The 13,597-nt window shown below is 39.8% G+C and carries 12 protein-coding genes; 1 reads left to right on the top strand and 11 read right to left on the bottom strand.

The features are described 5' to 3' along the window. Positions 1-48: 48 nt before the first annotated feature. From L3V46_RS04725 to paaA, 11 genes are all read right to left on the bottom strand, one after another. Entirely contained in the window at positions 49-990 is a 942-nt protein-coding gene (locus L3V46_RS04725) for a PaaX family transcriptional regulator C-terminal domain-containing protein (RefSeq protein ID WP_239045052.1), read from the bottom strand. Positions 991-1,039: 49 nt separating this feature from the next. Next, positions 1,040-2,368: a phenylacetate--CoA ligase PaaK gene (paaK, locus tag L3V46_RS04720; protein WP_239045051.1), complete on the bottom strand. Its 1,329-nt coding sequence runs from the start codon at positions 2,366-2,368 to the stop codon at positions 1,040-1,042. 69 nt (positions 2,369-2,437) lie between these two features. Then, complete coding sequence (pcaF, locus tag L3V46_RS04715; RefSeq protein ID WP_239045050.1) at positions 2,438-3,652, bottom strand: 3-oxoadipyl-CoA thiolase; 1,215 nt, start codon at positions 3,650-3,652, stop codon at positions 2,438-2,440. A 10-nt stretch (positions 3,653-3,662) separates the two neighbouring features. Next, positions 3,663-5,216, bottom strand: a complete 1,554-nt coding sequence (locus tag L3V46_RS04710) for a 3-hydroxyacyl-CoA dehydrogenase (RefSeq protein ID WP_209827582.1) — start codon at positions 5,214-5,216, stop codon at positions 3,663-3,665. A gap of 2 nt (positions 5,217-5,218) precedes the next feature. Continuing rightward, positions 5,219-6,010 (bottom strand): 2-(1,2-epoxy-1,2-dihydrophenyl)acetyl-CoA isomerase PaaG, encoded by a 792-nt coding sequence (paaG, locus tag L3V46_RS04705; RefSeq protein WP_209827584.1) that lies wholly within the window; start codon positions 6,008-6,010, stop codon positions 5,219-5,221. Continuing rightward, complete coding sequence (locus L3V46_RS04700; protein ID WP_209827585.1) at positions 6,010-6,780, bottom strand: enoyl-CoA hydratase-related protein; 771 nt, start codon at positions 6,778-6,780, stop codon at positions 6,010-6,012. Before L3V46_RS04700 ends, paaG begins: the two co-directional genes overlap by 1 nt. Before the next feature lie 25 nt (positions 6,781-6,805). Continuing rightward, positions 6,806-7,864 carry a 2Fe-2S iron-sulfur cluster-binding protein gene (locus tag L3V46_RS04695; RefSeq protein ID WP_096734974.1) on the bottom strand — a complete coding sequence of 353 codons (1,059 nt, stop codon included), beginning with the start codon at positions 7,862-7,864 and terminating at the stop codon, positions 6,806-6,808. 52 nt (positions 7,865-7,916) lie between these two features. Next, the gene (gene paaD, locus L3V46_RS04690) at positions 7,917-8,417 is read right to left on the bottom strand and encodes a 1,2-phenylacetyl-CoA epoxidase subunit PaaD (RefSeq protein WP_151957653.1); all 501 of its coding nucleotides are present in this window, start codon (positions 8,415-8,417) and stop codon (positions 7,917-7,919) included. A 28-nt stretch (positions 8,418-8,445) separates the two neighbouring features. Further along, the gene (paaC, locus tag L3V46_RS04685; RefSeq protein ID WP_096734976.1) at positions 8,446-9,201 is read right to left on the bottom strand and encodes a 1,2-phenylacetyl-CoA epoxidase subunit PaaC; all 756 of its coding nucleotides are present in this window, start codon (positions 9,199-9,201) and stop codon (positions 8,446-8,448) included. 11 nt (positions 9,202-9,212) lie between these two features. Next, positions 9,213-9,503: a 1,2-phenylacetyl-CoA epoxidase subunit PaaB gene (paaB, locus tag L3V46_RS04680; RefSeq protein WP_004817294.1), complete on the bottom strand. Its 291-nt coding sequence runs from the start codon at positions 9,501-9,503 to the stop codon at positions 9,213-9,215. Between the two features lie 36 nt (positions 9,504-9,539). Further along, positions 9,540-10,481, bottom strand: coding sequence for a 1,2-phenylacetyl-CoA epoxidase subunit PaaA (gene paaA, locus L3V46_RS04675; protein ID WP_239045049.1), 942 nt, complete (start codon positions 10,479-10,481; stop codon positions 9,540-9,542). Between the two features lie 304 nt (positions 10,482-10,785). Between paaA and paaZ the strand changes: the two genes are divergently transcribed. Next, entirely contained in the window at positions 10,786-12,855 is a 2,070-nt protein-coding gene (gene paaZ, locus L3V46_RS04670; protein ID WP_239046749.1) for a phenylacetic acid degradation bifunctional protein PaaZ, read from the top strand. The last annotated feature ends 742 nt before the right edge of the window (positions 12,856-13,597 follow it).

The raw sequence follows: 13,597 nt of genomic DNA, 5'->3' as shown, positions 1-13,597 counted from the left end.
TATTTTTCAAAGCTCAATTCATTTAAATAATTAAATGCGTTGGTGGGTTTAAGCGTCCATTTCCTCAACTTTTAAACCACCAAATCGCTTATAAAACATAGGATGTAAAGGTGGCATAAAACCTTCTGATGTGCGAGCAAACTGCATAAAGTACTCTTCCCCTGCAAAAACAACCAGTTGATAGAGGTTACTACTTAAGTTTCTCGCATTCAGCGATAACCAGTTTGAAGGTAATAATTCAAATGGTAAATTTGGGTCTTTTAATAAAATTCGGCGGAATTGATGAATAAGCAAAATACGGATTTGAAATGCTTGTGCGGCATCCATATCATCTGAATTTTCCACAAGATTTAAAAACTCTCGAAAATCATGGATAAATTTTTCATAACGTGAATGTAACTCAAGAATTGGCCAATTAACTTCCACCATTCGTTTTACCGTTGGATAAGATTCTTGCCACAGTTGCAAAGTTTCAGCTTTAAAAATCACCACTTGATCTGTCATGTTCTGACTGAGCAATAAATTCTGTAATTTCAATTTATCGCAACTTGGATAAGCCATTACATTACTTGCAATACTGGCAAAACCCAGCCACTCCAATTCTTTCTTTAAAATTTGTTTATTATCAATATCTAATGAACTGAGTAAGACCAAATCCCAACTTTGATCCCATTCTTTATGATTAAAATTATAAATTTTAGTATCTGCCAGTGTAAAACCGTTGAGACTACTTTCAGTCACACGGTAATAACTTGTACGACCAATCTTTTCAGACACTAACCAGCCATTTTGTACCAGTCTAAATACAGCAGTCCGTACCGAACGCTCATTGAGTCCAAAAACACTCATTAACTGAATCAAACTTGCAAGACTGATAATCCCACCGTGATGATGCACACAGTCACCAAAAACCGTCATGATCAGTGAAGTTCCACTTAACATTTCTTTGGTAATAAAATCATCTATAGCAAGTTTTAATTTTGAATTCATAATGTTCGATAGGACCTTAATTTAACAATCTCAAATAACAACACTCAAATTAACCAAGGCTAAGCGTACTTGATGGATGTGTAACATGATTATTGTTGCGCAAATCAAATACACGCTGAGCCTTACCTTCTGAACGTGGCAATGCCCCTTCTGTCAAAATTTCAATGCTTACTGTAATTCCAACCATCGTTTTGATCTTAGTTTTGAGCTGAGTACACAGTTGTGCGTGTATTTCCTGATGTATATCTTGACGCATTTCTGTACGGATGTGCAATCCATCCAGATGACCTTGTTTACAAATTTGAATCTCATAATTAGGAACCAATTCAGGGATTTGTAAAATTTGTTCTTCAATTTGAGATGGAAACACATTTACACCACGAATAATCATCATATCATCACTTCGCCCAACAATTTTATCCATACGGCGCATTGTTCTTGCTGTGCCTGGCAATAAACGAGTCAAATCTCGGGTTCGGTAACGAATGACAGGCATGCCTTCTTTGGTAATCGTGGTAAAAACTAATTCGCCCAATTCACCATCAGCCAATACCTCCCCTGTTTCTGGGTTGATAATTTCAGGATAAAAATGATCTTCCCAAATGGTTAAACCATCTTTAGTCTCTAGACACTCCATCGCCACACCGGGTCCCATCACTTCAGATAGGCCATAGATATCCAGTGCATCAATCCTTAAACGATCTTCAATTTCTTTACGCATCTCATTGGTCCACGGTTCCGCACCAAATATTCCGGTTTTAATGGAGCACTCTTTGGCAGTACCAAATCTTTTTTCCAATGCTTCAATGATATTTAAGCAATAGGATGGTGTCACCATAATTGCCGTGGGTTTAAAGTCATGTATCAATTGTACTTGCTTTTCAGTTTGACCACCTGACATAGGAATGACCGTTGCGCCTAAGCGCTCAACACCATAGTGCGCACCTAGACCACCAGTGAATAGTCCATAGCCATAAGACACTTGAATAATATCTTGATTACTTAAACCTGCAGCACGTAATGAACGCGCCACAACATCAGACCAAACTTGAATATCTTTTTGGGTATATCCCACAACAGTGGGTTGCCCCGTTGTGCCTGACGAGGCATGTACTCTGACTATTTGCTGTTGTGGAACTGCGAACATGCCAAATGGATAATTTTCGCGTAAATCTTTTTTAGAGGTAAATGGAAATTTAGCTAGATCTGCTAAAGTTTTAAAATCATCAGGATGTACCCCAACTTCATCAAATTTCTGACGATAGACGGCACTATTTTGATAAGCATGTTGCAATGTTTGTTTTATACGTTCGAATTGAACATTGCGTAACTCATCAACCGATGCTTTTTCTAAATGTTCCAATGTATTGTTATTCATATTGTTACTCCCTGAACAGCCATCCTTTGGCTGTTTCTTAAAATCCTTGGTTTGGTCTTGCAGTGGCTGTTATGCGTCAAAATTTTCCAAAATAAGCGCAACACCTTGCCCAACACCCACACACATCGTACATAGTGCATATTTTCCATTACGGCGTTTCAACTCTTTCATTGCCGTGATCACCAAACGTGTACCACTCATACCCAATGGATGACCTAAGGCAATTGCTCCGCCATTGGGATTGACCCGTGCATCATCATCGTCCAGACCTAGTTCACGCATTACTGCAAGTGATTGTGCTGCAAATGCTTCATTCAGCTCAATGACATCCATTTGATCCAGACTTAAACCTGTCTGTTTCAGCAGTTTTTGTACTGCTGGTACTGGACCAATTCCCATATATTTTGCTTCAACGCCTGCACTTGCCATCGCAATGACTTTGGCAAGTGGTTTCAACTGATTTGCCGTTGCAAAGCCTTCACTGGTCAATAACACACAAGCGGCACCATCATTTACCCCCGATGCATTTCCTGCTGTGACAGAACCATCTTGTTTGCGGAACGGCGCTTTTAATTTTGCCAAACTTTCCAGTGAGGTATCTGCGCGGGGATGTTCGTCTTCAGTTATACGTGTCAGATTCTTTTTACGATCGATTATTTCTACAGCACATATTTCTTCTGCAAACACGCCATTAAGTTGCGCAGTTGCCGTTTTTTTCTGACTATTGAAAGCAAATAAATCCTGATCTTCACGGCTAATCTGATACTTTTCAGCAACGTTTTCTGCGGTTTCAGGCATGCTGTCCACCCCAAAATTTGCTTTAAATTTTGGATTGATAAAGCGCCAACCAATAGTTGTATCATAAATACTTGGTGTTCGGCTAAAAGCGGTTTCTGGCTTGGACTGTACAAATGGCGCACGACTCATTGACTCAACACCACCTGCCAATACAAATTGTGCTTCACCTGACTTAATAGCACGTGCAGCCAAACCAATCGCATCTAATCCCGAAGCACATAAACGGTTTACCGTAATCGCAGGTACTGAATCTGGTAGTCCTGCAAGTAATGATGCCATTCGAGCGACGTTACGATTATCCTCACCGGCTTGGTTGGCACAACCAAGGATAAGCTCATCTAACTGATCCCAAGCCAACGTTGGATGTTGTTGTTTTAAATATTGAATCGGCAAAGCAGCCAAATCATCTGTACGAATACTACTTAAAGCTCCTGCATAACGACCAATTGGAGTACGAATAGCATCACAAATAAACACTTGTTCCATTTTTTACGCCTTATCCTGCTTGTTTTAATTGTTGTGTTTGCTTTACGGGTAAAGCTGAAGCTGCAACTTTTTTTCTTAAATACAGACTTGGGCGATAGCGTTCTTCACCATAAACTTGATGTAAATTTTCTAAAATCATCAAAATCTGTTGTGCACCCAGTTGCGTCATCCATTGGAATGGACCTTGCGGATAATTCACTCCAAATCTCATGGCAGCATCAATATCGTGTTCTGTCGCGACATCATGCAAAACCGCCTCGCAAGCTTCATTGACTAACATTGCAATGCTTCGCATTACATATAACCCAGGATGATCTTTTGTCCAAATTACATGAACACCAATTGCAGCAAAGAATTGTGTCATTTTATCTTGATCTGCTTGGCAACATGCTGGAGATGCAGTCGCTGCAATTGCTTTAGCTTTATTCCAATCCGCATGCCAATCCATCAGTACAACTTTTTGATGTGTATAAACAATATCGGCAGATTCGCCTTGCGTGAGTCGGAGATCAATATCATCAATTTGAATATAATTTTGTTGAGACACAACTTTGTTGATATTGAATGTCGTTTGATTTTTTAGGCGCTGAATAAAATCAGCTTGATTGGCCCATTCACCATGGATACTCACATTCATGTTCTGTGAGCTATCCTGAGTCATTTCAGGTAAGCGATATACTGGTGTTGGTTGTTCTTGATGATAATTATAGAAGCCTTGTTTATTTTTACGGCCCAAACAGCCTGCATCTACCAGTTGTTTTTGAATAAGAGAGGGGCGATAACGCGGCTCGTAAAAAAATTCCTGATAAACGCTCTGTGTCACTGAAAAATTCACATCTTGACCAATTAAATCCGTCAATTCACATGGTCCCATCGCAAAGCGACCACATTCACGTAAAATGAAATCTAACTGTTCAGGCATCATCACATTTTCCTGTAAAGCACGGAAAGCTTCAGCATAATACGGACGAGCCACGCGGTTCACAATAAAACCGGGCGTAGATTTGGCTAAAACCGGTACTTTGTTCCATGTCTGCATCAGATTAAACAAAGCATCTGCATTCACTTTGGCAGTTTTTAAGCCTTGTACAATTTCAACTAGTTTCATTACTGGTGCAGGGTTAAAAAAGTGTAATCCAATCACACGTTCAGGTTGTGGAATCACAGACGCTATTGCAGTTATTGAAATGGAGGAGGTATTAGAAGCAAAAATAGTCTGTTCAGAGCAAATCGCTGCAAGTTGTTGAAAAATGCTTTGTTTCACTTGTTTATTTTCCACTACAGCTTCAATAATTAATCCTGCTGCCGCAAGCTGCTGAATATCATCCACCACAATTAAATTTGCCAATGTACTGTCCACAAGGGCTTGTGTTATTTTTCCAGCTTGGACACGTTTATTCAGTTGTACTGTTAGCTGTGCAAGTGATGCCTTGGCTGTATTGAGATCAAGGTCAAAGAGCAGCGTTTGATGACCATTCATCGCAGCCAGTTGGGCAATCCCGATGCCCATCGTTCCTGCACCAATAACAGCGACATTTGCTTGCTGTAAATTGAATTGTTGCATGATTAGCATCCTTTAAATTCAGGGCTACGTTTTTGCATAAATGCTTGTACGCCTTCTTTATAATCGCTGGAACGACCGGCTAAACGCTGTAAGTCACACTCTAAAATCAATTGATCATCAAGGCTATTGTCAGCAGCAGCATGGATTGCTTTTTTAATTAAAGACAAGCCATAGGTGGGTTGTGTTGCCAAATGCTCAGCCAATTTTTCTGCTTCAGCTTTGAGTTGTTCATCTGCAACACTTTGCCAAATCATGCCCAGTTGCTCTGCCTTTTCAGCAGGAATTTTATCGCCCAGCATTGCCAAACCCATTGCCTGTGCGCGTCCAACCAAACGGGGTAAAAACCAAGTGCCTCCTGAGTCAGGCACCAAACCTAAGCGACAAAAGGCTTGAATAAATGATGCAGATTTTGCGGCAAGAACAATGTCACAGGCCAAGGCAATATTTGCACCTGCTCCAGCCGCCACACCATTTACTGCACAAATCACGGGTTTCTGCATTTCTGTAATCAGTTTGATTAATGGGTTGTAATATTTTTCAATCGATATCCCCAAATCCGGTGCGTCTGCATTGGGATCAACCACTCGATCAGCTAAATCCTGCCCTGCACAAAAACCACGACCTTCGGCTGAAATCACCACCGCGCGAATATTTGAATCTTTGGCCCAGGCCTTTAACGTTTGTGATACTTCTTGATGCATCGTTTCATTAAAACTATTCAGTTGCTTTGGGCGGTTAAAAGTTAAATAGCCAACTGCATTTTTTTCTTCAACAATTATGGTTTGGTAATCCATTACACACCTCTAAATTCTGGTTTTCTTTTTTCAAAAAATGCATCAATGCCTTCCTTACGGTCTTGAGTTGCCGTAAGCCAGACAAAATGCTGACGTTCTTGCTTCAAGCCTTGGCTTAAAGTCACTTCATGGATGGATTTCAACGATTGTTTAATGACACGGATTGCCAATGGCGCTTGTTTGGCAATTTTTTCAGCCAGTTCAATTGCATATTGCACCGTCAGTGCGCTTGGGCAAATTTGGCTACTAATGCCATGTTGTAATGCAAGCGCTGCAGAAATACGTTCCCCTGTCATTGCCCAACGCATGGCCAATTGCTGTCCGACCAAACGTGCTAAACGCTGTGTACCACCTGCACCAGGCAACATACCCAAACCGATTTCGGGTAAGGCAAATTGTGCATTTTCACCAGTCAGCACAATATCGCCATGCAAGGCGAGCTCAAAGCCTGCACCAAAGGCAAAGCCATTGATCGCCATAATGATTGGTTTTGAAAACTCATCAATGTTTTTCCATAGTAACGGACGTTGATCTTGCTGGATTGTCACCACATCAAGGGCTGCCAATTCTTTTAGATCAGCACCCGCTGCAAAACATGTTTCATTACCGGTAATCACTACGGTTTTAATACTTTGGTCCCGCTCTAAATCTTGCAGCACATCCACAAGTTGTTTTAAGGTGGCATTATTTAGCGCATTATGTTTTTCTGGGCGATTTAACTCGATAAGCATCACGCCTGTTTTCACTAAACTGGTTTTTAAGAAATCCATCTCTCTGCTCCAATGTTATTCCGTTTTATTCATCAAAACTCAAACGCACATTTGGAGTCGTTGGCAATGCTTGACAGCTGAGTACATAACCTTTTGCAAGTTCTTCAGGTTCAAGACTATAGTTAATTGCCATCTCGACCTTGCCTTCAAGTACTTTGCATTTACAGGTTGCGCACACGCCACCTTTGCATGCATAAGGTAAATCAGCACCGGCACGTAATGCAGCATCTAGAATACTGTCATCTTCTTTGGCGACTTCAATGATCAACTCGCGCCCATCCAGCACAATATTGACTTTTTCTTCATTACGATTGCCAATATGCTGCGCTGTGGCTTTTTTCACAGCCCCAGTATTAAAACGTTCAGTATGAATTTTGCTGCGTTCAATACCAAATTCAGGTAAAACCGTTTCGACGGCCTCCATCATTTCATTGGGACCACAGGCAAAACAATGATCAAATTCAGCATGAATCAGATTTGCTTTAAATAACAATTGCAGTTTTTCAGCATCAATCCGACCATTAAACAAAGCACTGTCATTCATTTCACGAGAGAAGACATTGATCAATTGAAAACGCTCTTTAAAACGATCTTTTAAATCCATGATTTGCTCAGCAAACATGGTTTGTTTCCAAGTACGATTGCCATAAATCAGAGTAAAACTGGCAGCTTGTTGCTGTAATAACACTGTTTTTATAATGGACAAAATTGGGGTAATTCCACTGCCTGCGGCAAATCCTAAGTAGTTTTTTCCTCCAGTTTTGGCAACTTTTTGAAAAAAAATCCCTTGCGGTGGCATTACTTCAAGTTGATCACCGGCTTTTAAATTGTCATTTGCCCAAGTTGAAAATTGACCTTGATCAATTTTTTTAATCGCAATACTCATGTCTTCTTGAACATCACTACAAATCGAATAGCAACGACGGATTTCACCACTTTCTGTTAAATGGCGAATGGTTAAATGTTGCCCTGGTTGATACTGAAAGCGCTGTTGTTGTTCTGGGGTAAGATCAAACGCAATACAAATCGCCTGCTCAGTTTGAGGCGTAATTGATTTTATGGTTAATGGTACAAATTGACTCATGTGAAAATCCCTCTTTCATTTTAACTTTTCAAACTGTTGAACAATGTTCAACTTAAATGCATTTGAAATAGTCAAATGGTTCTAAGCAGTCTTGGCATTGATATAAGGCTTTACATGCAGTAGAACTAAATTCGCTTAATAATTTGCTGTGTATGCTGTGGCAATGTGGACATTCAATCCCATCGGTTAATGCGACATGTGTACCACAACTGTGTGCCTCGCCTTTTGGAGGTGCGATACCATATTGTTTCAGCTTGTCTTTGCCATTTTGGCTCATCCAATCAGTGGTCCAAGCTTCAGATAAATCCACCACAACTTGGATCGGTGTGAAACCTTTTGCAGTAAACGCGTGTACGATTTCATCTTTGAGCACGTCTGTTGCAGGGCAACCGCTATAGGTAGGTGTAAGTCGAACCACAATATTATTGTCCTGATTCAACTCCACCCCACGAATCATGCCTAAATCCACAACCGATAACACTGGAATTTCAGGATCAGAAATCTGTTGTAAAATATCCCAGCAATCATCGCTAAATTGTCGAATTAAATTCATGTGCTTCACTCCTTGTGAAAAGCTGAACTTACCAACTCATATTGGGATAAGTGCGTTGCATATATTGCAATTCAGCCAAAACGAAACCTAAATGTTCGGTATGCAGGCCTTGTTTTGCACCACTACGATAAGCCCCTGTTTCAGGTAAACTAAGCTCAAAACGTTGCAGTTCAACTGTTACGACATCCAGCCATTGCGCTTTTAAAGGTTCAATATTTGGAATTAAGCCTTCAGTCACCAAGCCTTGTTCTTCGGTGGTTAAGACAAATAATTCTTTGCTAAAACGCCACAATTCGTTTAAACCTAATTGGGTTTTTGCATGTGCTTCGCTTGTCCCTAAACTTAAACGTTCCATCCAAGCGGTAGAAAAACGTAAGTGATATTTCACTTCACGTAATGATTTCAGCGCAAATGCAGCTAACGCTTTGTGTTGGCTATGGCTTAATGCAGCAAATAACAAATGATGATAATGATCCATTAACCACTGGCGTACCATGGTTTGTGCAAAGTCACCATTGGGTTGTTCACATAACAATAAATTGCGATATTCACGTTCGTTACGGAAAAATGCCAATTGATCTTCGTCACGACCTAAGCCTTCCTCTTCACCGGCAAGACTTAACAATGTTCTGGCTTGACCTAGCAAATCCAAACCAATATTGGCTAATGCAATATCCAGCTCTAGCTCAGGCGCATGACCACACCATTCGGCCAAACGATGCGATAAAATCAGTTGGCTATCACCCAAATGCAATAGGAACTGTGCAAATACTGAATGACTCATCTTCGTCCCCCTTACATATGCTCAATGCCATCTGGAATATGGTAAAACGTCGGATGACGATATACCTTGTCTAATGCTGGATCAAAAAATTCATTTTTTTCATTAGGTTGAGATGAAGTAATCCATTCAGATTTCACCACCCAAATACTGATCCCTTCATTGCGACGGGTATAAACATCACGGGCATTCTGGAGTGCAATTTCTGCATCTGGCGCACGTAAACTGCCCACATGACGATGGCTTAAACCTTGTTTACTTCGTACAAAAACTTCAAATAGCGACCAGTTATTTTTATTGTCCATCATAAAATCCTTATTAAATTTAACTAAAACGCTGAACTAAGCAACTTTGGTAGTAGCTTGTTGTTGCTTTTTTTGTGCATAGACCACAGCGGTATCTCGTACCCATTTGCCACCTTCCCACGCTTTACGGCGTGCTTCGATACGTTCGTGATTACATGGGCCTTTACCTGCAAGAATGTCAAAAAATTCGTCCCAATTAATTTCACCAGACTGGTAATGTCCTGTTGCTTCATTAAAACGTAAGTCAGGATCTGGCACAGTCAAACCCAGCTGTAAAACTTGCGGTACCGTGTTATCCACAAATTTTTGACGGAGTGCGTCATTACTAAAGAGTTTAATTTTCCATTGCATGCTTTGCGCGCTGTTTGGAGAATTATCATCACTCGGACCAAACATCATTTGTGCAGGCCACCAAAAACGATTCACTGCATCTTGTGCCAATTGTTTTTGCTCAGGTGTCCCATTTGCCAACTGCATCATGGCTTCAAAGCCTTGGCGTTGATGGAAACTTTCTTCTTTACATACACGCACCATGGCACGTGCATAGGGGCCATAAGAGGTACGACATAACGCAACTTGATTGACAATTGCAGCACCATCAACCAACCAGCCAATAGCAGCAACATCGGCCCAAGTTAAGGTTGGATAATTAAAAATTGATGAGTACTTCATCTGCCCAGCAATGAGTTTATCCATCATGTCATCACGATCGGCACCCAAAGTTTCAGCCGCACTATATAAATACAATGCATGCCCTGCTTCATCTTGAACTTTAGCAAGTAAAACAGCTTTACGTTTTAAGCTTGGTGCACGCGTGATCCAATTGCCCTCAGGTAACATTCCCACAACTTCTGAGTGTGCATGTTGTCCAATCTGGCGAATTAAAGTTTTACGATATGCATCTGGCATCCAATCTTTAGGCTCAATCGAAATATCCTTTTCGAGAGATTGATCGAAATCTTGTTGATGATTATTCATTGTGTCCTCACTTATCCCAAGTGTTATGCTATTTAAATTAAAACGATACAAATAAAAAATCAATAAATATTTTTATGTATCATAATTATTTTAAAATTTACTTTTCCAAATAACTGTTTTAATTAAAATTATTTTTATTATATTTTTAATATCACAATATTCAGCTAAAAAAATTTGACATTTTAAAATTTAAAAGACAAATTATGAGTCATTAAAAATAGAAAACCATCTAAAACGTATCACAAAAGGAGTTTGAGTAATGCTTGATTTAGATACGGCAATACCCCATACGGAACCCGATGAAATGACCACAAAATCAACCACGCAGCCTGCGATTAAAACATTAAGCTCTTTGGTTTATGGACAAGAATATATCGCTCAACAAGACTTCCGTACTGTCTATCATGCGATAACAGGTGAAGCCATTTATCAAGTGAGTAGTCAAGGAATCAACACGCAAGCCATTGTTGATTATGCAAAACAAAAAGGTGCTGCACTGGCATCACTGACTTTTCATCAACGTGCCAATGCATTAAAACAAGTCGCTCAATATTTGCTGGAACGCAAAGAAAGCTATTATGAACTTGCCAAAGCAACAGGTTGTACCCGTAAAGATGCTTGGATTGATATCGAGGGTGGGATCGGAACTTTATTCGCCTATTCGAGTTTAGTTCGTCGTGAACTCAGCGATGAAACCGCCTTGATTGAAGATGCTTGGATTCCGCTGTCTAAAAACGGTACCTTTGGCGCAAAGCATATTCTTAGCCCAAAGGCTGGTGTCGCTGTGCATATTGATGCTTTTAATTTTCCAATTTGGGGAATGTTAGAAAAAATTGCTCCAACATTATTGGCGGGTGTGCCGTGTATCGTTAAACCGGCCACGGAAGGTGCAGAATTGACCCACGCTGTTGTCAAAGACATTTTGGCTAGCGGCATCTTAGCAGAAGGTGCATTACAGCTTATCTGTGGTCAAACTTATGATTTATTCGAACATTTAAACCCTCAAGATACAGTAACGTTTACAGGTTCTGCATCCACTGGGCAAAAATTACGTGCAACGCCGCATTTAAATCATTATTCAATTCCATTTACCATGGAAGCAGATTCTGTCAATAGTGCTATTTTGACTCAACACGCATCTACGGAAACAACCGATCTATTTGTACGAGAAGTCTTTCGTGAAATGACCACAAAAGCCGGGCAAAAATGTACTGCAATTCGTCGAGCCTTTGTTCCCGTAGAGTTACTTGAAACAGTACAAACACGGTTAATCGCAAAATTAAAAAATGTGGTCGTGGGTAATCCTGAACGTGAAAATGTCACCATGGGGGCATTAGCCAGTGTAAAACAAAAACATGATGTGGCTGAAAAAGTAGAGCAACTCAATCAAGAGGCTGAAATTGTATTTGGTAGCCACCTCCGTCAAGATTTCACCATTCAAGCTGAAAATCCTGAACAAGGTGCATTTTATCCACCGACTGTTTTAGTCTGTAAAAATCCAAGCCAAGCCACGACCATTCATCAAATAGAAGCTTTTGGTCCAGTTGTTACTTTAATGCCTTATGAAAACCTTCAAGAGCTGGCTGATTTAGTTGCATGGGGTGAAGGTAGTTTAGTTGCTTCTGTGGTGCGCAATGCGGATGAAAATGTAGAGCAGATCATTGCCAAAATTGCACCTTGGCATGGTCGTGTACATATCCTAGATAGTGAAAATGCCAAAGAAAGTACAGGTCATGGTTCGCCTCTTCCTTACTTAGTTCATGGTGGTCCAGGTCGTGCTGGTGGTGGTGAGGAATTAGGTGGTTTACGTGCAGTAAAACATTATATGCAACGCACAGCAATCCAAGGTTCACCCAAAGCCATGACACAAATTGGTCATAGTTGGACCATTGGTTCAGAGGTTTTTGAAGATCGAGTTCATCCCTTTAAAAAATCATTTGATGAATTACGTATCGGTGAACGCCTATTGACTGCTCGCCGTACTGTGACAGAAGCTGATATTGTCAATTTTGCTGGCTTAAGTGGAGATCACTTCTATGCACATATGGACAAAATTGCTGCAGCTGACTCAATATTTGGTGATCGTGTTGCGCATGGCTATTTTATCGTATCCGCTGCTGCGGGGTTATTTGTAGATGCAGCACCAGGTCCAGTGATTGCAAACTATGGGATGGACAATTTACGTTTTGTAGAGCCTGTTAAAATCGGAGATACCATTCAAGTCGAATTAACCTGTAAACAAAAAACCCCGAAACCTTTACAAGACCCAAGCCAAAAAGCCCACGGCGTTGTTGTTTGGGACATTAAAGTAAAAAACCAGCGTCATGAATTAGTTGCCACTTACGATATTTTAACCTTAGTCAATCGCGACTAATTAAGCGTTTGTTTAAAACTAATTTTTATTGAATCAGCTCCCCTAAATTTCCAAAGTTAGCCTTAGTCATTGTGTGGCAATCAAGCTAGGCTTTAGGGGAGTTTTTCAAACATATCCTAAAATAAATTACCCCAGAATAAATACTGAACAGATGCAATTTCAGTTAGCGATCTCGGCATTAATAAATCACATTGTTGGTCGTGATGATGTATTTGCCTAAATAAAGATGAAATTCATGGAATTAAACACGACCAAAATAACTTTAGATGAGGGCATTACTCACACGAATACAACGTTGATTGATAACACGACAGCACACATTACAGCTGAATCGATTGGATGACTGAGTGAAGACATAACTTATAAGGGTTTATACAAAACCTGATTCAACTTCGTCTGCAAAATCATATTTACCCAAATCAGTTTATTTGGGTTTTCTTGTTGCAAAAGACTTAATAAAAGACATTAAAAAGATACCAAAAATTGTAATTTAATTAATTTTAGTATCAAATTACAAATAAAAATTAAAACCAATACATCGATAAAAATTACAATCATTTGATTTAAAATATTTTAATATCATTATTTAAAATTAAAAACATTACCAATTTAAATTAAAAAGATACCATTTTTATTTTATTTTAAAAATAGTGTATCCATTTAAAAAATATTCAAGCATAATTATTCGATTGATTCATAATGAGTCAATACGACAAGGATTTTGTTTCAATCAAAAAACCAA

Origin of the sequence: Acinetobacter sp. AG3 (assembly GCF_022343575.1) — a bacterium.
Lineage (GTDB): Bacteria > Pseudomonadota > Gammaproteobacteria > Pseudomonadales > Moraxellaceae > Acinetobacter > Acinetobacter guillouiae.
The sequence above is the reverse complement of the archived record's forward strand: the minus strand, read 5'-3'. Positions and strand labels throughout refer to the sequence as shown.